Below are 26,679 nucleotides of genomic sequence, written 5' to 3' on the forward strand. Positions count from 1 at the left end.
ATGAGACTTGGTATTTTAATTTATTCATTATCTGGAGGAGGCGCAGAACGTGTGGTTTCATATCTTGTATCATATTGTGTAAGCAATAATATTGATGTTCATTTAATTTTAATGAATCCAACAATAAAGTACAATGTGCCAAAAAGCACAAAGATTCATTACATAGAAAAATCAGATCCTAGCGAAAGCGGCATTAAGAAAGCATTAAAAATACCTGTTTTAGCTTATAAATATGCCAAACTAGTAAAAGAACTAAAATTAACACATAGCTTAAGCTTTTTAACAAGACCTTCTTTTATTAATGTCATCGCTAGTAAACTAACATCGTATAAGTTTAAGGTGATTACTAACGAGAGGGCCTTCCCTAGCCTACAATACAGTTATAAAGGCTTTCAGTCAAGTTTTAATAAAACCTTAATTAAATCACTTTATAAAAAGTCTGATTTAGTGATTTCTAATTCTTACGGCAATGCTGGTGACTTGGTTGACAATTTTGAAGTACCTTCAGAAAAAATGAAAGTAATTCATAACCCTATTGATTTAGGTAAAATAGAAAATACAGAGTCAAATTTATCATTTTTTGATTCTGAAAAATACAACATCATAACACTTGGTCGTTTAGATATAGGAAAGAATCATGAAATGCTTATAAGAGCTATTCATCAACTACAAAATCCTATATTGCATTTATATATTTTTGGAGTTGGCGATTTACATGAGCATTTAGAAAAACTTATTGAAGAACTAGGATTAAAAGAACAAGTTTTCTTAATGGGCTTTAGTCCAAACCCTTATCAATATTTAAAATCAGCAGATTTATTTATATTTGGCTCAAATCATGAAGGATTTCCAAACGTATTATTAGAAGCAATGGCTTGTGATTTACCAATATTAAGTACCAATTGTCAATCTGGACCTAGTGAAATAATGGAATTAAAAACGGTGAAAGAGGACATAATGATTACCGATTATGGCATCTTAGTGCCAATTAAAAATACCGACCTAATGGCGAAAGGGATTAGCTATTTTGTAGAAAACAGCAATTACGCCGAAACGTGTAAAACAAACAGTAAAAGTCGGATTAAAGACTTCGAAAAAGATACCATTTTAAAAAAATATATAGATCTAATAAATAGCACAACCATAGCTAATTAGACAAAACGAATTAAAGTATGTGTGGAATTAACGGCATTATAGCCAAAACCTATAGAAATAAGGAAGATATCTTGACTGTTCTTAATAATATGAATAATTTAATTATTCATAGAGGACCAGATCAAGATGGTTTATTTGCAGAAGAAAATGATCAATTTACTGTTGGTATGGGAATGCGAAGATTATCTATTATTGATTTGTCTTCAGGTAAGCAACCTATATTTTCAGACGATAAACAAATTGTTATCGTTTTTAATGGGGAAATTTATAATTACAAAATATTAAAAGCAAAATTATTAGCTGAAGGTGTAACTTTTAATACCTCTAGTGATACTGAAGTGATTTTAAAAGCCTACGAAAAATATGGCGTTGAATCTTTTCAGTGGTTAGATGGTATGTATGGTTTTAGTATTTATGATAAAAACATAAATAAGCTATTTATCGCTCGTGATTTCTTTGGAGAAAAACCATTGTATTACACACATACCGATAAAGAATTTATTTGGGCTTCAGAATTAAAATCAATTATCAAGACTATTGATTTTACTCCAAATATTTCAAAAAAAGGATTGAATCTTTATTTCAGACTAACTTACATTCCTGCTCCACACACCATTTACGATAATATATACAAGTTACAAGCCAATCATTATATAGAATATGATTTAGCAACAAACAATACCACAATTCACAAAATTAATGCAGAGCCTAAACCAAAAGCTATCAATATTTCTTTTGAAGACGCTAAAGCTAAAACGAAGGATTTAGTCTATAAAAGTGTAGACAGCAGATCTATTGCAGATGTTGGTTTAGGAACTTTTTTATCTGGAGGTGTTGACTCTTCTATTATTTCACTTTGTTTAGCACAATCTACAGATAAAAAAATAGATACATTTTCTATTGGATTTAAAAAAGCGTCTTATGATGAGACTGATAAATCTAGAGTGGTTGCAGATATGGTAAATAGTAATCATCATGAATTTATTATTGATGAAGACGATCTTAAAAACAACATTCATGAAATTTTAGTCAATTTTGATGAACCCTTTTCAGATACAGCTGCACTTCCAACACATTTGCTTTCAGAAAAAACTAGAGAGCATGTTACAGTGGCATTAACTGGTGATGGTGGTGATGAAGTTTTTGGTGGCTACAACAAGTACTACATAGGTAAAATGAACAACAGATATACTGGAGTTGTACCTAAAGGCATACATAAAACGATTGCTGGTTTAAGTAATAAATACCTGATTAATAAGGACGACACAAGAGGTAAAAAATTTCAGATTAATAAATTATTAAATGCTATTGATTACGAAGGTGATTTTTATTGGGATATTATTTCTTTAGCAAACACTAGCTCTCAGCTCGAAGAGATTATGTCTCCTGATTTTTATGATTCTAATATTTTTCAAGAATATAAAGATGTTTTGGGCAAACAAAAAATTACATCTTTAACTGATTTTAGATTGGTAGATAAAATATTAAGTCTAGAAGGAGGCATGTTAGCAAAAGTAGACAGAACAAGTATGATGACGTCTTTAGAGTGTAGAGCTCCTTTTCTAAATAAAGAGCTATGGGAGTTTGCAAACACCTTACCTGAAGATTATTTAATGAAAGGGTGGAACAAAAAACACATTCTTAAAGAAGCGTTTAGGGATCAATTTCCAGCAGAGTTCTTAGAAAAAAGTAAAAGTGGATTTGGCTCACCAACAGGAGATTGGTTAAGACAAAGCCTTAGAAAAGAAATAGAAAGCTATATAGAGCCTGAATTATTAAAATCTCAAGGCATATTTAATATTGAGGTAATTACTAAATTGGTTCAAGATCATTTAGACAGTAAAAAGGATAGTACATTTAGAGTATGGTCTTACTACTGTTTCCAGAAATGGTACAAATTTAATTTCCTTAAACAAAACTAAATCAAAATGGAGAAAAAAAGAATTTTACTTATAGCATCTTATGATGGCTCTCTCATTAGATTTAGAGGTGATTTTATTAAAAGTTTGGTTGATAATGGTTTTGAGGTATTTACCGCAGCACCAGGCTATACTGAAAACTTCTATGAAGAAATTAAAGCCCTAGGCGCAACACCTTTAGAGTTTAATTTACAACGTACAGGACTAAATCCCTTCAAGGATTTTAAATCTATATTAGAGTTAAAATCTTTAATGAAAGACCATAAAATAGATCTTGTTTTTCCATACACAGTAAAACCTGTTATCTATGGCTCAATGGCTGCAAATATGTGTAACGTTCCAGTGATTTCGTTAATCACAGGTTTGGGTTATGCATTTACTGGTTTAACAGCAAAAGCTAGACTTTTACAGCGCTTTAATGAGAATTTATATAAATTATCAATTCGTAAGAACAAGGTAATTGTTTTTCAAAATAAAGACGATTATCAATTATTTTTAGATAGAAAAGTAATATCAAAACAACAAAAAGTTGATTTTGTAAGTGGCTCTGGTGTAAACCTTAAACAGTTTTCATTTAAAGAAAAAGATGCAACAGACAAAGTCAGTTTTCTTTTGGTTGCAAGGTTAATAAAAGAAAAAGGTATTGCTTTGTATATGGATGCTGCTAGAATTTTAAAAGCTAAATATCCTAAAACAGAATTTCATTTAATTGGCATACCAGAAACATCACCTTCTGCAATTAGTATTGATGAAATTAATGAGTTACATGAGAAAGGGATAATTGTTTTTCATGGACCTCAAAATAATATACCAGATCATTTAAAAGAAAGAGACATATTTGTTCTCCCAAGTTATTATAGAGAAGGATTACCAAGAACTACACTTGAAGCTTGTGCAAGTGGAAACCCTATTATTACAACAGACTCCGTAGGTTGTAGGGAATCTGTAAAAGAAGGAATAAATGGTTTTTTAATAGAACCTCAAAATCTTGATGCTTTAGTAAAGCCCATGGAATTCTTTATTACTAACCCTGAAAAAATCAAGGAAATGGGAATAAACAGTAGAAAATATGCTGAAGAACGATTTGATGTTGATATTATTAACAATGATTTAATCACTTTAATAAAGCGAGAGCTTAAAATGTAATTATAATATGAAGCTATATAGAAATCTCTTAAAACGCTTATTAGATTTTACGGCCGCATTAATAGGTTTAATTCTAATTTCTCCAATATTTTTGGTACTCATTATTATATTAAGTATATCTAATAATGGTAAACCGTTTTTTTATCAACGCAGAACAGGTAAACATGGTAAACTTTTTACAATTATTAAGTTAAAAACCATGACAGATAAAACCGATGCTAATGGTGAATTACTTCCAGCATTAGAGCGTGTAACAAAAACAGGAGATATTTGTAGAAAATACTCGTTAGATGAAATTCCACAATTACTAAATATTTTAAAAGGAGATATGAGTTTAATTGGTCCTCGCCCACTACTTCCTGAATACTTAGAGCACTATAATAAAGAACAAAACAGAAGACATGAGGTAATGCCAGGTATTACAGGATGGGCTCAAATTAATGGCCGCAATACGATTACATGGGAACAGAAATTTGAATACGACGTATATTATGTTGATAATCAGTCATTTTTTTTAGATTTAAAAATACTTTGGCTAACATTTTATAAAGTCATTAAAAAAAGTGACATTAACAGTTCTGAAACTTTAGATATGCCAATGTTTACAGGAACAAAAACTACTCAAGACTGATAACTATATTTTATAAAGTTTATTAAAAAATGATAGAAATTAAGGATAAAGCAGAATGGAATTCTATTTTAAAACAAATAGAAGACTACGATTTTTACCACACTTACGATTATCATAACATTTCTAAAAATGAAGATGAAACACCTGTATTGTTGACTTATAAGAAAGAAAAAGCAATCATAGTTTTACCTTTATTACTTCGTCAAATACCAAATACAGAATATTATGATCTTACATCAGTTTACGGATATGCAGGTCCGCTTAGTAATGTAGACACAGAAACATATAATTTTGATGATTTTAAGGCCGCTTTTAATACTTATTTAGAAGCAAAGAATATTGTGTCTGTATTTAGCCGATTACATCCTTACATCCAACAAGATAAAATATTAGAGAATTTAGGTGATACAGTTAGTTTAGGTGATGTTGTTAATATTGATGTGTCTTTACCAATTGAGCAATCTCGCATGGCTTATGGAAAATCTAATAAAAACCAAATTAATAAGCTAAGAAAACAGTGCGAAGTAGTTAAAGCTGAAACCGAAGAAGAAATTCTAGAATTTGTAGATATTTACTATGAAAACATGAAACGTCTTGATGCTAAAGAAAGTTATTTCTTCAGTAAAGAGTATTTCCTTAACTTCATGAATATTACTGATTTTGATACAGATATCCTATTAGTTAAACATTTAGAGTCTAACGAATTTGTTGCGGGTTCTATGTTTGTTAAAACCAAAAACATAGTCCAATATCACTTATCTGGTACACGTACAGAACATTTAAGATTAAAACCTTCAAAACTATTCTTAGATGAAATGAGACTACAAGCCACAGAACAAGGTTATAAAGTTTTTAATTTAGGAGGTGGATTAGGAAGCGAGCACGATTCATTATTTGAATTTAAAGCCTCTTTTTCAAAAGATTTTAGAACTTTTAAAGTTTGGAAATACATTGTTAATCAGATGGTTTACGATCAGTTATCTCAATCTAAAAATGAGACCGACTTCTTCCCTAAATATCGATCTTAAAAATTTAATTAGAGTACAATTTAACTTCATTTAAAACTCAGAACTTAAATTTCACCTAGGAGTATTTTCATATAATAAGATAAGTAAAGACAATGTTCTAATTTATAAAAGAAGGACTTAAAATTAGTCATCAACCGCATAATCTAGTTAATTTAAGTGTAATTACTTAAAAACCTTAAGTTATATCGATGCTTTTCATCTGATTTTTATACACTTAAGAATAGTAAAATTCTTATATATCGTGTAATTTTTACAGTTTGTCGTAAATTATTATTTTTGTTTCATGGTTTAAATTATTAGGACTTATATTAGCCATCTGTAATGCAATTAATTAACGGGTCCCAAACACCTTTAAATTATAACCTTTAGGTACTAACTTAAAGCATTAACCTATGAATGAAAAAATATGGCTCTCATCACCACACATGAGTGGTAATGAACAATCTTACGTAAAAGAAGCATTTGATACTAATTGGGTAGCTCCACTAGGACCAAACGTTAACAACTTTGAAAACGATTTAAAATCTTATTTAAAAGAAGACTGCCATGTGGCTGCATTAGCTTCTGGTACGTCCGCACTACATCTGAGCCTAATATTACTAGGTGTTAGTCATGGTGATGAAGTCATCTGCCAAAGTAAAACGTTTTCTGCATCTGCAAATCCTATAGTATATCAAGGTGCTACACCTGTTTTTGTAGATAGTGAAAGAGACACATGGAACATGTGCCCTATTCAATTAGAAATAGCTATTAAAGATAGAATAGAAAAAGGAAATAAACCTAAAGCGATTATTGCCGTTCATTTATACGGTATGCCTTACAAGGTTACTGAAATTAATGATATTGCTTCAAAATACAACATTCCTGTAGTAGAAGATAGTGCAGAATCGTTAGGAAGCACATATAAAGGCAAAAACTGCGGCACATTTGGTGAATTTTCAATATTATCATTTAATGGTAATAAGATAATAACCACATCTGGTGGTGGTGCTTTAGTATCTAAGACTTTAGAAAATAAACAAAAAGCAGTATTTCTAGCTACACAAGCAAGGGATAATGCACCTCACTATTTACACTCTCAAATTGGTTATAATTATAGAATGTCTAACATTGTTGCTGGTATAGGTCGTGGACAAATGACCATATTAGATAGCCATGTAGCCAAGCGTCGTTCTAACCATGAATTTTATGTAAATAGTTTTAAAGAGAATGATAAAATTACATTTTTAAAAGAGCCAGAAGGTTACTTTTCTAATCGATGGTTAAGTTGTATTCTTTTAGATTCAGAAAGCACTAGAGAAGGCTTAAGACTGGCTTTAGAAAAAGAGAATATTGAGTCTAGACCATTATGGAAACCAATGCATCAACAACCGGTATTTAAAGATTCTCCAAGTTATCTTAATGGAGTTTCAGACGAATTATTTGAAAAAGGTTTATGCTTGCCTAGTGGATCAAATTTAACTGATGCTGAATTAGATAGAGTAGTTTCTGCAATAAATACGTATTTTGTAACATGTTAATTCAATTTCTAAATAAAATATCGGAAAAATATGCATCAAAATGGCTTGTGCTCCTATTTGATATAGCTATAATAGTTGCTACATTTTTCATGGCCTATTTAATTCGGTTTAATTTTACAATTGAGTTTGACTTTGCAACACTTTTTAAACAAATACCTTATGTAGCTATTATAGCAGCAATTAGTCTTATCTCTGTTGGCTCTTACAAAGGAGTTGTTAGGTTTACAGGTTTTAAAGATATTGTTAATCTCATTATAGGAGCAAATATTTTAGCTACAATACTCATCTGCTGTACTTTTGTAAGTAGAGAGTTTTTTGAAGAAGGGAATATTTTTGATATATCGGGTTCAATTATATATATCCATTTATTACTTAACATCTTATTTTTGATTGGAGCGAAATTGTTTATAAAATCACTTTATATTCATATTACTCAAGATTTTCAATCAATTTCTAATGTCTTAATTTTTGGAGCAGGTAATTCTGGTATGCTTACTTATGATGCCATTCAAAATGACACTAAAAACGGTGTTGAAGTTGTTGGTTTTGTTGATGATGACGAAAGAAAAATAGGAAAAAAAATAAACCTATTAAAAGTTTATAATATTGAAGCCATCGACAAGGAATTCATTGAAAAGAATAAAGTTGAAGATGTTATTATTTCAATTCAAAATATAGACCCTTCTCGTTTACTACAAATTACAGGGAATCTTTTTTCGCTGGGACTAAAAGTTAAGATTGTTCCTCCTGTTCAAAGTTGGATTGATGGAGACTTAAGCGTTGGCCAAATAAAAGAAGTTAAGATTGAAGACCTTTTAGGAAGAGATCCAATAAGTATAAAAAATCCGGATTTAGAAGAACAGTATGATAATAAAGTCATACTAATTACTGGTGCAGCTGGTTCAATTGGAAGTGAAATCTGTAGAAAAGTTAGCCTCTACAATTACAAAAAGTTAATTCTAGTAGATAATGCAGAATCAGCACTTTATGATATTCAACAAGAATTTAGACAACAAGGCTTAGAGAATATTGAAGCCATTGTTGCCGATGTCCGTAATAGAACCCGAATAGACCAAATATTTAATCAATATAAGCCTAAAATTGTTTTTCATGCTGCCGCATATAAGCATGTACCTTTAATGGAGAACAATCCTTTTGAAGCGGTTAGTGTTAATATTGGTGGGACTAAAAACGTAGCAGATATTGCTGTAAAACACAGTGTAGATAAGTTTGTTTTAATCTCAACAGATAAAGCAGTAAACCCAACAAATGTTATGGGTGCTACAAAACGAATTGCAGAGCTTTACGCTACATGTCTTAAAGGTAAAGGTCACACAAAGTTTATTACCACAAGATTTGGAAATGTTTTAGGATCAAATGGTTCTGTAATACCTTTATTTAAAAAGCAAATTGAAAAAGGTGGACCGTTAACCGTAACTCACAAAGACATTACACGCTATTTTATGACAATACCAGAAGCTTGTCAGCTTGTTTTAGAAGCTGCAGCGATGGGTAATGGTGGTGAGATTTTTGTCTTTGACATGGGAGAACCTATTAAGATATTTAACTTAGCAACCAATATGATTATTCTTTCTGGTTTGCGCTATCCTGAAGATATTGATATAAAAATCACGGGATTAAGGCCAGGTGAAAAAATATATGAAGAATTACTAGCTGATGGTGAAAACACAAAGAAAACTTACCATGAAAAAATAATGATTGCAAAATCAAGACATGTTGATATTGTTAGTGTAGAAAATCAAATTAATAAACTTACCACTATTAATTCTTTAACACAGCCTTTAGAAATAGTATCTTCGATTAAATTTTTAATACCAGAATATATTTCTAATAATTCTACTTATGAAGTATTAGACATAAAAAAATAACCCATTTTTAGGAAACCTATAAATTGACTCAAATGAAAACACGTATTCTTATTATATCGATTTTAGCAATAATCACCGCTACTTCTTGTGCATCTAGAAAGAGCATTGTTTATTTTCAGGATGAACCTTTAGAAGAAGGGCAACTTACGTCTGAGCCAACACAATTAATCTATAAACCAGATGATATTTTAACTATCAACGTTTCTGCTTTAGATCCAGATACTGTAAGACCTTTTAATTTACCAACGGTATCAAACAATACAAGTGATTTAAGAAGTGCTCAAGGTACTTTACAACAGCAAACCTACTTAGTAGATTATAATGGTAATATTGAATTTCCAGTTTTAGGAACCATAAAAGTTGAAGGTTTAACACGCACAGATTTAACTGCATTACTAGTTGATCGTATTAAAGAAATGGCAAACGAACCTATTGTAAATGTTAGATTGGTGAATTTTACCATTACAGTAATTGGTGAAGTTAGTAATCCTGGAACTTTTACTATGCAAGACGAAAGAGTTACGCTTATTGAGGCCCTTGGTTATGCCAATGATTTAACTATATTTGGTAAACGTAAGAATGTTAAATTAATAAGAGAAGTAGATGGAAAGAAGAAATTTGCTAATATTGATTTGACATCTATAAATACAGTAAATTCTCACCTCTATTATTTACAACAGAATGACATAATTTACGTAGAACCAAACAACGCAAAAATTAGGTCTTCTACATATAACCAAAATAATGGAGTATTAATCTCTGCAATAGGTACACTAACTACAATATTAGCGGTATTCTTAATAAAATAGTATCAATTAAAATCTTTTATGGAATCTAAACCTGTTTCAAGCCCTAATGAAATTAGACAAAGTGTAGATTTATTTCTGTCACACTGGAAACTATTACTTTTTTGCTGCGCTGTAGCCCTTTTTCTTGGCTATACGTATTTACGCTATACAACATATCAATATAGCGCTAGTGCAACAATAAAAATAAGGGATGAAAAACAATCTCAAAAATTAGAAACTAATGGAGAATCCTCAGGTAAAGGTTTGTTTTCTGATGGTACTAATAAAATTAAAGATGAAATTGAAACCATTCAGTCTAGAACTTTAATCGAGAATGTAGTAAAAGAATTAAAACTTAATATTAGATGTTTCGCGGAAGGAAGTATAAAAGAACGTGAAATCTATAATAACCCACCCGTAAAGCTAAGTTTTTTTGCTAATGATTCTGTTTTATATAATCTTGATACTACATTATATATAAAAGTAAAATCCCCTACTCAATTTTTAGCTTTTAAAAATGAAGGTAAATCTCTTATAGATAGAGATGAACAAAAAGGCAAGTCCTATGATTTTGGATCTAGAATTAAAACAGGATTTGGTGATATTGTATTAATTCCAAACGTTGGTGAACACGCGCCAATAATAGGTAGTAATTTAAAAATATCAATTTCTTCAGTTCGCAATATTGTAAATAGCTATCAACAGAAAATAAAAGTATCTACAGAGACAGGCTCTAGTGTCATTAAATTAGATTTAAAAGATAGTAATTCATACAAAGCCGCAGATATTTTAAATCAACTCATTGAAGAATATAATAAAGATGTATTATTAGACAAGGAAGCTGTAGTTAAGTCTACTTCAGATTTTATAAACAATAGACTATTGCAAGTCTCGTCTGAATTGGAAAAGGTTGACTTTACCGCTGAGGAATTACAACAAAAAAATAATCTTACTGCTTTAAGTTCTCAGGCAGATCTCAACCTCCAAACTGGTCAACATATTCAATCACAAATATCTTCTACTGCAAATAGTATTCAAATGATTTCTTATTTAGAAGAAGAAATCTCTAGTGAGAATAAAACAAGTGATTTATTACCTGCAGATATAGGTATTGGCGATTCAAATACATCGCAAGTTATAAAAAGCCATAATGAATTAGTTGCTGAACGTGATAGACTTCTAAAAAACTCAACAGAAAAGAACCCTACAGTTATTCAATTGAATAATCAAATTGCATCGTTAAAAAGGAATCTTCAAAATTCTTTAAAAAATATTAAAGCGACATCTCAATTAACTTTAAGTAACCTAAATAGAGAAAATTCGAGAATACAAGGAAGACTGTACTCCGCTCCTACAAAAGAGCGACAATTTAAAGATATAAAAAGACAGCAAGACATTAAAGAATCTCTTTTCCTCTATCTATTGGAGAAAAAAGAAGAATCTGCTATTAGATTAGGAATGTATGCTCCTACCGCTAAAATCGTAGATAGAGCATATTCTTCCCACAAGCCTATAGCTCCAAATACTATGATTGTATATATCGCTTCTTTAATATTTGGTATGGGAGTACCTATTGCCTTTATTTATATTGCAGATCTACTCAATACTAAGCTTTATAGAAAAGAGGATTTAATGTCCATATTAAATATTCCGTATTTAGGGGATATTCCAAAAAGTTCAAAAAAACAACAATTAGTTAAAAAAGTTGATTATTCGCCTAAAGCAGAAGCGTTTAGAATTGTAAAATCTAATATAGATTTTATGCTTCGAAACATTAAAGGACGTTCTAAAAAAATATTCATAACATCAACCATACCACAAGAAGGGAAATCTCATACGAGTACTAATCTAGCATCCTCAATTGCCTATGCGGGCAAATCCGTTCTTTTAGTTGAAACAGATATTAGAGTTCCTAAGATTTTAGATTATTTAGGACTTGAAAGCCAACAACAAGGGCTTTCAGACTATATAGCTGATACATCTTTAAAGCCTGAAGATGTGGTCATTAAACATAAAGATAATAAGTTCTTAGACATAATTTCATCTGGTACAATTCCACCAAATCCTTCAGAATTATTGATGAATGATAGAGTTGAAGAGTTGTTTAATCATTTTGATACTAAATACGATTACATTATTGCAGATACTTCTGCTGTAGGTATAGTTAGCGACACTTTACTTATTTCACATTTAGCAGACATATTTGTATATGTAGTAAGTGTGGATAAAATAGATAAACGATTATTAAAACATGTTGCAGAGCCATTGCATAAGGAACAACGATTACCTAACATGACCATGTTATTAAACGGTATTAAAGTTGGCAAAAAAGGATATGGTGGCTATGGTTATGGCTATGGTTACGGAAACAATCCTTTAAAAAAGAAAAAATGGTATCAGTTTGGTAAATCATAATTTATACTACTAATAAGAAAGCCACTACTGAAGTAGTGGCTTTCTTATTTTACTTTAAAATATCGTAATTATTTAATCAAAGTTTACGTCTTTTTCTTTCCGCTTTTAAAAGTGATAACTCTCTACTAGTTTGTCCAGCTACAGATGTATTCTCTTCTGCTCTTCTTATTAAATAAGGCATAACATCTTTCACAGGACCAAAAGGAATATATTTAGCTACGTTATAACCTTCTGCAGCCAAGTTAAAACTAATATGATCACTCATGCCATATAATTGTCCAAACCACACATTATTATCTTGTTTTGAGATATTAAGAGTCTCCATTAATTCTAAAGCTAAATAGCAACTAGCTTCATTATGCGTACCTATAAATACAGAAATTTCTTTTAAATTATTAAGAATATAACTTAGTGTTTCATTAAAATTATCATCGGTTGCTTTTTTATTTTCACAAATTGGCGAATCGTATCCTTTATCTAGCGCTCTTTCTCGTTCTTTTTCCATGTACGCTCCCCTAACTATCTTCATGCCAATTTTAAAACCATTAGCCTTTGCGCGCTGGTGTAATTGTTTTAAGTAATCTAAACGATCCCATCTATACAATTGTAGCGTGTTATAAACTACTGTAACATCCTTATTATAACGCTGCATCATCTCTTCTACCAAATCATCGGCTGCAGTTTGCATCCAACTCTCTTCAGCATCAATTAATACCTCTACATCTTTTTCTTTTGCAAGTTTGCAAACCGTATCAAAACGAACTACTATCCTATTCCACTCAGCTTCTTCTTCTTCCGTTAATTCAACACCTTCAGTCTTTTTCTGATACAATAAAAAACGACCAAACCCTGTTGGCTTAAACACCACTATAGGCATCGCCTCTCTTTCGTCACAGAAATTAATGATTTTTAATATTTTCTCTAATGCATTATCAAACTGATTTTCCACAGATTTCCCCTCTACAGAATAATCTAAAACAGAACAAACCCGTTCTGTATATAATTTATCTATAACAGACAGACAATCGTCTTCATTTACTCCTCCACAAAAATGATCAAAAACAGTAGCGCGAATTAGTTTTTCGACAGGTAAATGGGCTTTTAACGCAAAATTAGTTGCTGCAGTTCCTATGCGAACCAAAGGTTCAGAAGAAATCATTTTAAACAAAAAATAGGCACGTTCTAGTTCAGAGTCTGACTTTAATGTAAAAGCTGTATCTGTGTTTTCAAAAAGAGAGTGATTAATCATTAGCTAAATAATATATCTACAAATATATTTATTATTAGCTTTACTTTTTTTTAAAAAAAGGAAGTATTTTCACATTAAAATTTAGAGAAGATCTATCATGAAGTCAATTTCAACAAATAACGCTACAGTATTTTTTAATTCAGAAGTATATACAGAGTTAAATAACTATATAAAAACGAATAAACCTTCCAAGATATTTATATTAGTAGATACCAATACACATGATTATTGTTTACCTAAATTTTTAGAACGCCTAGAATCTGGTGACATTAACATTGAAGTTATGGAAATGCCTAATGGAGAAGACCATAAAACCATAGATATTTGTACAGGTGTATGGGAAGCATTGTCTGAATATAATGCGGACAGAAAAAGTGTATTAATAAACTTAGGAGGTGGAGTTGTCACGGATTTAGGTGGTTTTGTTGCAAGCACATATATGCGAGGCATTACTTACATTAATATTCCAACGTCATTATTAGCTATGGTAGATGCTTCTGTTGGTGGAAAAACAGGAGTCGACTTAGGATCCCTAAAAAACCAAATTGGTATTATAAATGAAGGTGAAATAGTTGGTGTAGATACCTCCTTTTTAGATACACTTCCGCAAAACGAAATGGTTTCTGGATTTGCCGAAATGTTAAAACATGGTTTAATTTACGATAAAGCGTATTGGAACACGTTAACACACCTTGAAAACTTAGATCTTTCAGATTTAGACCAACTAATTTATGAGTCCATTGTTATTAAAAATAAGGTTGTTACATCTGATCCTAAAGAACAAGGCCTTAGAAAAATATTGAATTTTGGACATACTTTAGGCCATGCCATAGAAAGTTATTTTTTAGAAAATGCAGACAAAACACCTTTATTACATGGAGAAGCTGTTGCTATTGGCATGCTATTAGAAACGTATTTATCTACTAAGGTTTGTGGATTAAGTACCCAAGAATTAGAAATAATATCGGAAGGTATTTTAAAAACGTTTTCAAAAGTTGAAATAAATAAAAATGATCAAAAACACATCATAGATTTATTACAATACGACAAGAAAAATAGCCATGGCATCGTAAAATTTGTACTTCTTGAGGCTATCGGACAACCAAAAACTGATTGTATTGTTAGTGACGCACTTATCGCAGAAGCTTTTGATTATTACGCAAACTAAAGGTATCGTTCTTTTATCACTTGGTTGTGATGATTCTCATGACCTGTTAAAATATAACCTATAGCTCTTACAGAGATTGGAGAACCACTTGCCTCACCTATTTGCTCTAAAGTCTCAGCATCAAAACTATTAAACAATGCAATTGATGCATGCCTTACCGCTTTGTATTCGTCAAGTATACTCTCTAAAGAGCGCTTGGTTGCTTTAGCGGTTATTGCAAAATCGTCTTGCTCATAACCAGGTAAAGGGGTTTTATCTAGCCTTGCAATACGTAAGGCTCTATAAGTAAAAATGCGCTCTGTATCAATAATATGAAGTAAAACATCTTTTATAGTCCATTTACCTTCCGCATAAGAATAATCATGCTTTTCTTCAGTAATACCGTTATAAAAAGACACTACTGAATCTAAATTTTGCTTTAAACTTTCAATGATATTTAAATCAGTAGCATTATCAATATATAACTTATAGTAAGGGTGGAATTCATTAGAATTTAGATTGGTAGAAATCATAGTTTATAAATTAAAAAAGCCCTTATCAATTAAAGTAAGGGCTTTTGTGTATCGTATAATAAATTAATTACAATTCATTAAAAATGGTATGCATTAATCGTTTTTTGTCATTTAAGCTTTCCTCTAGAGAAATCATAGTTTCTGTTCTATAAACACCTTCAATATCATCTAACAAAAAGATAATATCCTTAGCGTGCATAGTATCTTTAGCTCTAATCTTACAGAAGATATTAAATTTACCAGTTGTAATATGAGCAACTGTTACATAAGGAATATTATAAATACGCTCTAAAACAAATTTTGTCTGTGACGTATTTTGAAGATAAACACCAACATAAGCGATGAATGAATAATCAAGTTTTTGATAATCTAATGTTAATGAAGATCCCATAATAATACCTGCTTCTTCCATTTTCTTTACACGAACATGAACTGTACCTGCAGAAATCAATAATTTCTTTGCTATATCAGTAAAAGGAATACGTGTATTATCAATAAGCATATCAAGGATTTGATGATCTACTTCGTCTAATTTAAACTTTGCCATAATTATATAATCTTTAAGGTAAACGCAAAAATAAGACATTTAATTTAACGATTATGTATTATAAATGAATTATTTTACGGTTTTAGTGAGATTCTTTCATTATTCAGCATTACGAAATCGATTTCGTTACCTAAATTTAACACGGAATTTTCTGTCATTTGCAAAATACGACCATTCGCATTTATTTCTTTATGGCCAAACTTTGAATTTGATTTAGAAATTTCAGAAATTTTAGGTGTAAATTGTATTTCACCATCAATCAAAACTTCATCGTACTGAATAGCAATATCCACTAAATTACTATCCGATTCATTTAGCTTTGCATTCCTTATAATTATATCATAAAAACACTTTTCGTTTTCAGGAATATCAAAATAAGCTTTATAATTCACTTCAGTTACACCTTTACTAATTGAATCGAGACCTTTTAAAATAGCAATAAACATTAAACGCCTTACTTCTTCCCTATCATAGTCATTAGCAAAATGACCAGCTTCATATAATAACGTTGGTACTCCAAAATTCTGAAAGGTATCACCAACACAATTCAGATTAAACCCATCATCATATCGACCTATATTATTAGGAATTTCATTCTGTAACATTGCATTTAATTCTCCAATAATGGCCATTGCCACTTTTCTATTGGGAGTTAGTAATCGCTCTTTGTCTTGAGCAGGTGACAAAAACGACAGTGTCGCCACATTATTAGTTTCTCCGGCACTAAAAATAGTTCGCTGCCCGTGAAGATTAAAACAAAAATCAGGTTTAAAATTATTATACACTTCTCTTAACACCTTACTTTCTGGTTGAGATAAATCTTGCGCATCCCTATTTAAGTCTATAAGGTTAGCATTTATACGTGTATATCTTTCCGCTCCATCAGGATTTAATATAGGAATAACTACCAAAGTGCATTTATTAAGAATGTGCTCTGTGATCTTACTACCGTTTTTAAATAAATTAAAACAATCAAAAAGAGCTTTTGTCGATGTAGATTCGTTACCATGCATTTGAGACCATAGTAATATTTTGATTGGACCATTACCAAATTTTAAACTATAAATTGGTCGCTCTTCTACCGATATTCCGATCCTGGAAATTATAGATTCAGGAAATTTATTGAAGCATTTTTCAATGTGAGAATTGGTGATATAACGACCAAGTAATTCGGGTGTTTTTACTGATGCAAATACAGCATTCAAAAGCTCTAAATTCATATTATAATTTTGATGTTACAAATGTAATCATTTGATTTTTTACAATTGTAAACAACTGTATTTTGCAAATATGTTACAATAGTAAACAAATAGCATTCTCCAACCTAAGCTAATCAGTATTATTAAGTCTAGAAAAATACCACAAATTAATTTAAGCTCATAAAATATTATTTATCAGCTAATTAAGCCAATTAACCAAACTAAAAGTTTAATGAATACGAGTCATATATAAAATATGTAACACCTATATCAATACTATTTGTTACATTTGTAACGTTATATATTTAAACTCATAGTTTACAATGATAAACTCCCCTGAATTTACAGAAAGACTACAAAAAGTGATAGACTTTTACAGCGAAACAGCTTCTAGTTTTGCTGAAAAAATTGGTGTACAGCGCTCTAGTATTTCTCATATTTTATCTGGCAGAAATAAGCCAAGTTTAGACTTTGTAATGAAGGTACTTCACTCCTATCCTGAAGTAGAATTATATTGGCTAATGAATGGCAAAGGGGATTTCCCAAACACATCTAAAATATCAGAAGCTCCAGTTTCTATTCCATCCAAGTCAATTTCCAAACCACAAACTTCCATTCCAAAAACAGACTCCATTCCTAGTTCTGATTCTGAAATTGAAAAAATTGTTATTTTTTATAAAGACGGCACTTTTAAGAGTTACCATCCGTAATTTTTATTAGGCTATTTATTATCTTTGTAAAAAGATTAAAATGAAAGTCTTATCCGTACTACTACTATTAATATTATTAACAAGCTGCTATTCTATTGAAAGAGAATGTTCAGATTTTAAAACGGGTACGTTTGAGTTCTCTTATACTATTGATGGTGTTGAGCAAACGAGTAAATTTAAAAGAACAGAAAACTACAATATAGATTATCATAATGGTATTGCAGATTCTTCTTCAGTGCGCTGGATTAATGATTGCGAATTCATACTGAAAAAGCTACATCCTACAAGTAATTCAGAGAAGGATGCTATTCATATGAAAATCCTATCCACCTCAGAAAACTCTTATACTTTTGAATATAAACTTGCTGCAAAAAGACCAAACAAACCTTTAAATGTTGAAAAAGGTGTGGCAACTAAAATAAATTAGCCTTATGCTAGATTTTCTGCTGACTTCCGATGCTATTATGGCATTATTAACCTTAACGTTTTTAGAGATTATACTTGGCATAGATAATATTGTATTTATTTCTATTGCTGCAAATAAATTACCAGAACACCAAAGAGGTAAAGCGACTAATGTCGGGTTGCTTCTTGCTATGGTTCAGCGTATAATCTTATTATTCTTTGTGTCTTTTTTAGTTGGGCTTAGTGAACCTTTCTATTCTATTAAAACGAGTTGGTTATCGGTTGGTATTAGTTGGCAAGCAATAATATTATTTGCTGGTGGCTTGTTTTTAATTTACAAAAGCACTTCTGAAATTAGAGAAAAAGTAGAAAACCCTTCTCATGATGAAGACCAAGTAAAATCGAAACCAATTAAATCATTAAGTAATGCCGTTGTGCAAATAATGGTCATTGATTTTATTTTTTCAATAGACTCAATACTTACAGCTGTAGGTATGACTAATGGCTTACATCCAAATCATAATTACACGCTTATCCTAATGATTATTGCTGTAATAATATCAATTGGTATAATGATAGGCTTCGCAAATCCAATTAGAAAATTTATTGACACTCATCCAAGTGTTCAAATTTTAGGATTAGCCTTTTTAATTCTTATAGGCTTTATGCTTATCACAGAAGCTGCACATTTATCTGAAACGGAACTATTCGGTAAAACCGTTGGAGCGATTCCTAAAGGCTACTTATATTTTGCTATTGCCTTTTCGATTTTTGTCGAATTTATTAATTTCAAAACCGTTAAAAATAAAAAATCATAGATTCTCTAGTATTATAGCTATAGAACGTTGTTTTTATTCCGCTTAACTAAATTTACACCACTTATTTGGATATGCCAATTTGGAATCACTATATTTCGACGAAATTAACATGTTTTTAAAACAGACCCAAATCTATAAAACACTAAGTTAATGCTATTTAACTCACTAGAATACCTCATTTTTTTACCTGTAGTCTTTATTATCTATTGGTTGCTTAAGAATAGCTACAAAAAGCAGAATATCTTATTGCTTATATCTAGCTACATATTCTATGGCTGGTGGGATTATAGATTTTTGTCACTAATTATATTTAGTTCTTTTTTAGATTACTTTGTTGGACAAAAGATTGAAGATGCCATAGGAGATAAAAACAAAAAACACTGGTTACTAGTTAGTCTTTTTTCTAATTTAGGATTACTAGGTGTTTTTAAATATTACAACTTTTTCGCCGATTCGTTTGCGAGCACAATGTCTAACATAGGCTGGGAAGTTAACGATTTAACGTTAAATATAATCCTACCTGTTGGTATCAGCTTTTATACTTTTCAAACACTAAGCTATAGTATAGATATATATCGCAATCAAATAAAGGCAAGCAGAGATATTGTTGGCTTTTTTACTTTTGTTAGTTTATTTCCTCAACTAGTTGCTGGTCCAATTGAGAGAGCCTCTAACTTAATACCACAAATAGAAAGAAAGCGTAATCTTAATATTACACTAATAAAGACTGGTATTTTTCAAATTTTTATTGGCTTATTTAGAAAAGTTGCTATTGCAGACAATTTAGGGATTTATGTAGATTCTGTTTATAGTAATTACGAAATACACAACAGCTCCACATTATTGGTTGCTACTATTTTCTATGCTTTTCAAATTTATTTTGATTTTTCTGGCTACTCAGATATTGCTATTGGTAGCGCAAAGCTTTTTGGATTTAAATTTAATAGAAATTTTAATTTTCCATATTTCTCAAGAACACTTACTGAATTTTGGAGAAGATGGCACATGTCGCTCTCATTTTGGTTAAGAGATTACTTATACATTTCTTTAGGTGGAAATAGAAAAGGCATTATTATTACATACAGAAATTTACTATTAACAATGCTAATTGGTGGCTTATGGCATGGTAGTTCTTGGAATTTTGTAATTTGGGGAGGCATTCATGGCCTTTTCTTGAGTTTAGAAAAATATACATTTTCAGCACTAAATATAAAAACATTTAATGCTTTTGGCTACATCTATACTTTTGTTGTTGTCCTTGTTGCCTGGATATTCTTTAGAGCACCAGATTTTCATTCAGCATCAACAATAATAACTGAAATATTTAGCTTTGATTATGGCCCTCTTTTTATTGGTAATATTAATGCCTTTGTAAATGCTGTTTTATTACTTTTAATAGGTTTTTTAATTGATTTAAAAATATTTAGATCAGATGTTTCTTTAGAAGAGTATGGCACACGCTTCAGTTCGGTTAAACTTTCAATTATTGTATCAATTATAATATTAATGCTTTGTCTGTTCTATTCTACAGCTGAGAACTTTATTTATTTTCAATTTTAGATTATGAATTCAGAAATAATTAAAAAGCTTTTAAAAATCGTCGTCTTAACACTATTAATTAGTTATGGACTAGATAAGCTAGTTTTCTTTGGTTTAAACAAAATTAGTGATAAAGTAATGACAGGTCAAGCTATTGGCAAGCTCAATCATTTTTTATCATTAAAGGATAATACTGACTTTTTAGTGTTTGGAAATTCTAGAGCTAACAGACATATTGATGTTGAATTGTTTAGTGATAATGGATTCAATATGGGAATTGATGGTGTAGGGATTGCTTATAATAGTACACTCATTAACACTTTAAATGAAGAGAAAAAGCAACTTATACTAGTACATATTGACACTAAAAATTTCATTGATGCAAATTATGACGGATCTGATATTAGAGGTTTAAAAACCAAATACCAGAGAGATGATAAAATCACTGATGCCTTAAATGAATCTGGTGAGCTATCTCAATTACAACGCGTTTTTTATAGCATGAATTACAATGGAAATGCCATAGGTATTTTAAAAAATTATTTTAAACCTAGTTATGATTACAAAACTCATAATGGCTACGATCCACTTATCGTAAATTCAGATCAGGAAACAATGAGAGACTTAGTATTGTCCAAAGACAATCAAAATGATGAATGCGTGGATAATCCTAAAATTAATCCTTTAGCTTTAAGATATTTAAAATCCATTAAAACGTTTACAGAAAAATCACCGAATAAAACCTTTTTGTTTGTAACCTCACCTATGTACAATGACACTTGCAGTACAGACAATAAAAAGCTTGGAGAAATAATGCAAGATTTAGGCTTAACCTATTGGGATTTCACAAATCTATATAAAGACAATAAAGACAATTCCTATTGGAAAGACAAAACTCATATGTCTAAAACTGGAGCAGAAGCTTTTTCTATATTTTTATTAGATAAATATAAATCCAATAAAATTTAAAATAGCGTCACCTGCCCTTTATCATCAATATCTAAATCCTGATCATCAACATCATCTTTTTTAACTATTGTCTTTGGCTCAGATTCATTTTTAATGTTTTCAGAACTAGTTTCCGAAGTGTTAATGGTTTCCTCATCAACAACTTCTAACTCATCTGCATGCACTTCTTCTGGTTCTTCATAAGGCAATGGGTCCAATAAATTAATTTGATTTATCTTATCCTTAGTCAACTGATTACCAAGAGCATTAATTCCTTTCACTGAAATAAATTCTTCAAGATTAACTTCTAGATTTGGCTTGCGCTCTTTACTACGTTCTTTGGTAAATTCTACATCTGCCACAGGTCTCCAATCCGTAGAAACAATCTCCAATTGTGAATCTGCATGATCAGAAATAAAAGACTCCTCTTTCCCTTCTTGCTCTATTAAAAAACGCTTAACATAATATCGTTCTTTTTCACCATCATAATATATAGCAGAAATTGGTTTTTTAGGAATCCATTTTTCCAAAACAATCATATCACTATCAAAATGAGTCGATAATTCTGGGATGATGCATTTAACCATTCCAGATTGATTTATTATAAGCAATCTATCCTCTCCTCTAAATTCTCCAATCAACTCTCCTCTTTCATCAACATTTAATCGCTGAACCGTATCATCGAACCAAATTTTACGTGGCTTAAGAGTAGATACACCTCTTTCTTTTAATTCAACACGTTTAATAGCATGTTTTGTTACGCGATTACCTTTAGATGCTCTTCCTTTAATTAGCACATCTGCAAAATCTAAATCCCATTTCAATTTCTTAATTCCACCTACTTGACGTAACAAAATAGTAACTACTTCAGCTTCTCCATTTGGATTAGCAGAAAAATACCAAAGCGCAGAACCTTTACTTCCATTAGTTAAATCATATTCACGATCTCTGGTTATACTAGTTACTGCAAATCGTTTTACGTAAGACGGTCCGCCTTTACCATCGCGATAAATCATATTGTAGACTGTACGTTTGTCTTTTTTCTTAAAGACAGCTACATGGATGATATTCTTACCAATAAAAGTTTTAGAATCTACCTTTGTCACCATCATAACGCCATCGTTGGTAAACACAATAATATCATCGATATCACTACAATCACAAACATATTCGTCTCGTTTTAACGCAGTGCCAATGAAACCTTCTTCTCTATTAACATAAAGCTTTGTATTTCGAATGACAACCTTAGTAGCATCAACATCCTCAAAGACTCTTATTTCGGTCTTACGCTCTTTTCCTTCACCATATTCTTTTTTCAATCTTTCAAAATATGCTATAGCATAATCGATTAGATTAGCTAAGTGATGTTTTACTTCAGCGATTTGATCTTCTAAAGCATCAATCTTTTGCTGTGCTTTATCGATATCAAATTTAGAAATACGCTTAATTCTAATTTCTGTTAAACGTGTAATATCTTCAACTGTAATAGCACGTTTTAAATGTTTAATATGCGGTTGAAGTCCTTTATCTATAGCGCTAATAACTCCATCCCAAGTTTCCTCTTCCTCAATATCACGATAGATTCTTTTTTCAATAAAAATACGCTCTAATGACGCAAAATGCCATTGCTCTTGAAACTCACCAAGCCTTATTTCTAATTCACTCTTAAGAAGTTGAACTGTATTATCAGTTGAGCGACGCAACATTTCAGTAACACCTACAAAATACGGCTTGTTATCTTCAATAACACAACCCAATGGAGAAATTGACGTTTCACAACTCGTAAAAGCATACAATGCATCTATTGTCTTATCTGGCGACAAACCAGAAGGTAAATGAATTAAGATTTCTACTTCTGCAGCTGTATTATCTTCAATTTTCTTAATCTTAATTTTACCTTTATCATTCGCTTTAAGAATAGAATCTATAAGCGAAGATGTTGTAGTACCAAAAGGAATCTCTGTAATGACGAGAGTATTCTTATCTCGCTGAGAAATTTGTGCTCTAACTCTAACTTTTCCACCTCTTAAACCATCATTATAGTTTGTGAAATCTGCAATTCCGGCAGTGGGAAAATCTGGTAAAATAGTGAATCGTTTGCCTTTAAGATGTTTTACAGATGCATCAATAAGTTCTATAAAATTATGAGGCAATATTTTTGTAGATAAACCTACTGCAATACCTTCTCCTCCTTGTGCAAGAAGCAAAGGAAACATTACTGGTAAATTTATTGGTTCTTTACGTCTACCATCATAAGATGCTTGCCATTCTGTAATCTTAGGATTATAAACAACATCTAAAGCAAACTTAGATAAACGAGCTTCAATGTAACGAGATGCTGCTGCCCTATCACCTGTTAATATGTTTCCCCAGTTCCCTTGAGTATCAATTAACAAATCTTTCTGTCCAATTTGCACCATGGCATCTGCAATACTTGCGTCACCATGCGGATGATATTGCATGGTATGACCAACAATGTTTGCTACCTTATTGTAACGTCCATCATCTAAATCTTTCATAGAATGCATTATACGACGCTGCACTGGTTTAAAACCGTCTTCAATAGCAGGTACAGCACGCTCTAAGATTACATAAGATGCATAATCTAGAAACCACTCTTTGTACATTCCGGTAACCTTTGTAATCGTTTCTTGGCTACCATTATCTTCATTTAACAACTCTTCATGTTCTTCTGACATCTATCCTTCTTTATGCTTTATGTTTTGTTTTAAAATTTTGCGTAATGATTGTTTTACGTACTTCAATTTTTTTCGTTTTAAAAGTGTAATATTAAAACGTTCTTTAATAAACGAACCATCACTGTTTTCTATCGCAACCACCAAAACCCTATAAAACAAATAATTATGAATTTTAAAACCCATTAATTTGTGCTTAGAAATTTCTACTTTGTTTTCTCTGTAGTTAATAAAATCCGTTAAGATTAATCCACTATTAGTAATCACAATTTTAGAGCCATCACTATCATATTCAAAATACCTAGCTAAGAAATGAACAATAATAACTGCTAAAATCAAACCCACTAAAACAAACAACGAACTCCCTTCAAATAAGTTAATAGAGTTAAAAACGGTAGCTAACAAACCTGCAGCAACTACCAATACAAAATAGATTGAAATTATGGTGTTTTTTACGTTTCGATTATCTGTTCTCATAATGTATCTTCAACAACATCTAATTCAACTTTTAGATTGTCAATTATAAATTCTTGACGTGTAGGTGTGTTTTTTCCCATATAGAAAGATAATAATTCTTCAATAGACATATCCTTATCTAACATTACAGGATCTAAACGAATATCTTCACCTATAAAATGCACAAACTCATCTGGCGAAATTTCCCCTAAACCTTTAAATCGAGTAATTTCTGGTTTTGGCTTCAATTTCTCCATGGCATTTCTTCGTTCTTCTTCAGAATAACAATAAATAGTTTCCTTCTTGTTTCTAACTCTAAACAATGGCGTTTGTAATATATACAGATGACCATCTTTTATCACTTCTGGAAAAAATTGCAAGAAGAATGTTATTAATAATAAACGAATGTGCATACCATCGACATCGGCATCTGTTGCAATTACAACGTTGTTATAACGTAAATCTTCCAGTGATTCTTCAATGTTTAAAGCGGCCTGCAGTAAATTGAATTCTTCATTTTCATAAACAATCTTCTTACTTAATCCATAACAGTTTAAGGGCTTTCCTTTTAAGCTAAAAACCGCTTGAGTGTTGACATCACGAGACTTTGTAATACTACCAGAAGCCGAATCTCCCTCAGTAATAAACAAAGTGGTATCTAAATAGCGTTCATTTTTTATATCACCAAAATGCACACGACAATCTCGTAACTTTTTATTATGAAGACTCGCTTTCTTAGCTCTATCTTTTGCTAATTTTCTAATACCAGATAATTCTTTACGCTCTCGCTCAGCTTGAAGAATTTTACGCTGAATTTTCTCAGCAGAATCTGGATTCTTATGTAAAAAGTTGTCTAAATATTTCTTTACAAAATCATTAATATAAGTTCTAACCGTAGGCAATTCGCCTCCCATATCAGTTGAACCTAATTTGGTTTTGGTCTGACTCTCAAAAACAGGCTCCATCACTTTAATAGCAATCGCAGACACTACAGACTTTCTAATATCCGAAGCTTCATAGCTTTTACCATAAAACTCTCTAATGGTTTTTACTAAAGACTCTCTAAAGGCAGCTAAATGCGTTCCACCTTGTGTGGTGTTTTGACCATTAACAAATGAATGATATTCTTCACTATACTGCGTTTTACTATGTGTTAAAGCGATTTCTATATCATCACCTTTAAGATGAATAATAGGATACAGCATATCTGATTCATTTATATTTTCAGATAATAAATCCTTTAAGCCATTTTCACTAAAATATTTTTCGCCATTAAAAACTATGGTTAAACCTGGATTTAAGTATACATAATTTTTAAGCATTTTAACGATATACTCGTTTCTATACTTATATTTTTTAAAGATAATTTCATCTGGAATAAACGAAACCTTAGTCCCTTTTCTTCTTGATGTATCGTCTAATAAATCTTGGTTGGTAAGATTTCCTTGTTCAAATTCGGCAGAAGCAGATCTTCCATCTCTAGTTGATTCTACCCTAAAATATGAAGACAGTGCATTTACAGCCTTAGTACCTACACCATTTAAACCAACTGATTTCTTAAAAGCTTTAGAATCGTACTTTCCACCTGTATTCATCTTAGACACAACATCTACCACTTTTCCTAATGGAATTCCACGTCCATAATCTCTAACTATAACGCGTTCGCCTTGCACAGAAATCTCAATGGTTTTACCTGCGCCCATTACATACTCATCTATAGAGTTGTCTAAAACCTCTTTTAGAAGAATATAAATACCATCATCTGGTGAAGAACCATCTCCTAATTTCCCGATATACATACCTGGTCGCATACGGATGTGTTCTTTCCAATCGAGTGAGCGTATATTATCTTCAGTATAATTAGACTGTTCTGACATAAAAGTTGGTAAAATTTAGATGAAATGCTAATATAAGACTATACCTTAAAACATGAAATAAGGT

General features: G+C 31.0%; 22 protein-coding genes. 15 read left to right on the forward strand and 7 right to left on the reverse strand.

What is annotated here, in order from left to right; all coding sequences use genetic code 11:
• The 9 genes from DFQ10_RS06790 to DFQ10_RS06830 all read left to right on the forward strand — a co-directional run bounded on the left by DFQ10_RS06790 (position 1) and on the right by DFQ10_RS06830 (position 12,491).
• Positions 1-1,155 carry a glycosyltransferase gene (locus tag DFQ10_RS06790; protein WP_115816652.1) on the forward strand — a complete coding sequence of 385 codons (1,155 nt, stop codon included), beginning with the start codon at positions 1-3 and terminating at the stop codon, positions 1,153-1,155.
• Between the two features lie 17 nt (positions 1,156-1,172).
• Positions 1,173-3,077, forward strand: a complete 1,905-nt coding sequence (gene asnB / locus DFQ10_RS06795) for an asparagine synthase (glutamine-hydrolyzing) (RefSeq protein ID WP_115816653.1) — start codon at positions 1,173-1,175, stop codon at positions 3,075-3,077.
• Between the two features lie 6 nt (positions 3,078-3,083).
• Positions 3,084-4,220, forward strand: a complete 1,137-nt coding sequence (locus tag DFQ10_RS06800; RefSeq protein WP_115816654.1) for a glycosyltransferase family 4 protein — start codon at positions 3,084-3,086, stop codon at positions 4,218-4,220.
• 7 nt (positions 4,221-4,227) lie between these two features.
• On the forward strand, positions 4,228-4,851 hold the full coding sequence (locus DFQ10_RS06805) for a sugar transferase (protein ID WP_115816655.1): 624 nt from the start codon (positions 4,228-4,230) through the stop codon (positions 4,849-4,851).
• Between the two features lie 29 nt (positions 4,852-4,880).
• The gene (locus tag DFQ10_RS06810) at positions 4,881-5,879 is read left to right on the forward strand and encodes a peptidoglycan bridge formation glycyltransferase FemA/FemB family protein (RefSeq protein ID WP_115816656.1); all 999 of its coding nucleotides are present in this window, start codon (positions 4,881-4,883) and stop codon (positions 5,877-5,879) included.
• Between the two features lie 392 nt (positions 5,880-6,271).
• Complete coding sequence (locus DFQ10_RS06815) at positions 6,272-7,399, forward strand: DegT/DnrJ/EryC1/StrS family aminotransferase (RefSeq protein WP_115816657.1); 1,128 nt, start codon at positions 6,272-6,274, stop codon at positions 7,397-7,399.
• On the forward strand, positions 7,393-9,288 hold the full coding sequence (locus DFQ10_RS06820) for a polysaccharide biosynthesis protein (protein ID WP_115816658.1): 1,896 nt from the start codon (positions 7,393-7,395) through the stop codon (positions 9,286-9,288). Before DFQ10_RS06815 ends, DFQ10_RS06820 begins: the two co-directional genes overlap by 7 nt.
• A gap of 32 nt (positions 9,289-9,320) precedes the next feature.
• Positions 9,321-10,097 (forward strand): polysaccharide biosynthesis/export family protein, encoded by a 777-nt coding sequence (locus DFQ10_RS06825; RefSeq protein WP_115816659.1) that lies wholly within the window; start codon positions 9,321-9,323, stop codon positions 10,095-10,097.
• Positions 10,098-10,115: 18 nt separating this feature from the next.
• Positions 10,116-12,491 (forward strand): GumC family protein, encoded by a 2,376-nt coding sequence (locus DFQ10_RS06830; protein WP_115816660.1) that lies wholly within the window; start codon positions 10,116-10,118, stop codon positions 12,489-12,491.
• A 76-nt stretch (positions 12,492-12,567) separates the two neighbouring features.
• Here DFQ10_RS06830 and DFQ10_RS06835 read toward each other — a convergent pair whose 3' ends face one another.
• Positions 12,568-13,740 (reverse strand): proline dehydrogenase family protein, encoded by a 1,173-nt coding sequence (locus DFQ10_RS06835; RefSeq protein WP_115816661.1) that lies wholly within the window; start codon positions 13,738-13,740, stop codon positions 12,568-12,570.
• 97 nt (positions 13,741-13,837) lie between these two features.
• Between DFQ10_RS06835 and aroB the strand changes: the two genes are divergently transcribed.
• Entirely contained in the window at positions 13,838-14,908 is a 1,071-nt protein-coding gene (gene aroB, locus DFQ10_RS06840) for a 3-dehydroquinate synthase (protein ID WP_115816662.1), read from the forward strand.
• On the opposite strand, the gene DFQ10_RS06845 is transcribed toward aroB, so the two are convergent.
• The 3 genes from DFQ10_RS06845 to DFQ10_RS06855 form a co-directional block, all read right to left on the reverse strand.
• The gene (locus tag DFQ10_RS06845; RefSeq protein ID WP_115816663.1) at positions 14,905-15,420 is read right to left on the reverse strand and encodes a DinB family protein; all 516 of its coding nucleotides are present in this window, start codon (positions 15,418-15,420) and stop codon (positions 14,905-14,907) included. The two genes, aroB and DFQ10_RS06845, sit on opposite strands and share 4 nt — an antisense overlap.
• A 67-nt stretch (positions 15,421-15,487) precedes the next feature.
• On the reverse strand, positions 15,488-15,967 hold the full coding sequence (locus DFQ10_RS06850; protein ID WP_115816664.1) for an Lrp/AsnC family transcriptional regulator: 480 nt from the start codon (positions 15,965-15,967) through the stop codon (positions 15,488-15,490).
• Between the two features lie 74 nt (positions 15,968-16,041).
• Positions 16,042-17,187 carry a M14 family zinc carboxypeptidase gene (locus DFQ10_RS06855; protein WP_115816665.1) on the reverse strand — a complete coding sequence of 382 codons (1,146 nt, stop codon included), beginning with the start codon at positions 17,185-17,187 and terminating at the stop codon, positions 16,042-16,044.
• 302 nt (positions 17,188-17,489) lie between these two features.
• On the opposite strand from DFQ10_RS06855, the gene DFQ10_RS06860 reads away from it, so the two are divergent.
• From DFQ10_RS06860 to DFQ10_RS06880, 5 genes are all read left to right on the forward strand, one after another.
• Positions 17,490-17,876, forward strand: coding sequence for a helix-turn-helix domain-containing protein (locus tag DFQ10_RS06860; protein WP_115816666.1), 387 nt, complete (start codon positions 17,490-17,492; stop codon positions 17,874-17,876).
• Between the two features lie 40 nt (positions 17,877-17,916).
• A complete protein-coding gene (locus tag DFQ10_RS06865) occupies positions 17,917-18,303 on the forward strand; it encodes a hypothetical protein (RefSeq protein ID WP_115816667.1) in 387 nt (128 codons plus the stop codon).
• 4 nt (positions 18,304-18,307) lie between these two features.
• On the forward strand, positions 18,308-19,099 hold the full coding sequence (locus DFQ10_RS06870; protein WP_115816668.1) for a TerC family protein: 792 nt from the start codon (positions 18,308-18,310) through the stop codon (positions 19,097-19,099).
• A 150-nt stretch (positions 19,100-19,249) separates the two neighbouring features.
• Complete coding sequence (locus DFQ10_RS06875) at positions 19,250-20,659, forward strand: MBOAT family O-acyltransferase (protein WP_115816669.1); 1,410 nt, start codon at positions 19,250-19,252, stop codon at positions 20,657-20,659.
• A gap of 3 nt (positions 20,660-20,662) precedes the next feature.
• Positions 20,663-21,607 carry a hypothetical protein gene (locus DFQ10_RS06880; RefSeq protein WP_115816670.1) on the forward strand — a complete coding sequence of 315 codons (945 nt, stop codon included), beginning with the start codon at positions 20,663-20,665 and terminating at the stop codon, positions 21,605-21,607.
• Here the strand turns inward: DFQ10_RS06880 and DFQ10_RS06885 are convergent.
• From DFQ10_RS06885 to DFQ10_RS06895, 3 genes are read right to left on the reverse strand one after another with little or no spacing between them, the layout of a single operon-like run.
• Entirely contained in the window at positions 21,604-24,285 is a 2,682-nt protein-coding gene (locus tag DFQ10_RS06885) for a DNA gyrase/topoisomerase IV subunit A (protein WP_115816671.1), read from the reverse strand. The genes DFQ10_RS06880 and DFQ10_RS06885 overlap by 4 nt on opposite strands.
• Entirely contained in the window at positions 24,286-24,759 is a 474-nt protein-coding gene (locus DFQ10_RS06890; RefSeq protein ID WP_115816672.1) for a hypothetical protein, read from the reverse strand.
• Positions 24,756-26,615 (reverse strand): DNA topoisomerase IV subunit B, encoded by a 1,860-nt coding sequence (locus DFQ10_RS06895; RefSeq protein ID WP_115816673.1) that lies wholly within the window; start codon positions 26,613-26,615, stop codon positions 24,756-24,758. The genes DFQ10_RS06890 and DFQ10_RS06895 overlap by 4 nt, the downstream gene beginning before the upstream one ends.
• Positions 26,616-26,679 lie beyond the last annotated feature (64 nt).

This window comes from Winogradskyella eximia, from assembly GCF_003386165.1.
GTDB classification, from domain to species: Bacteria; Bacteroidota; Bacteroidia; order Flavobacteriales; family Flavobacteriaceae; genus Winogradskyella; species Winogradskyella eximia.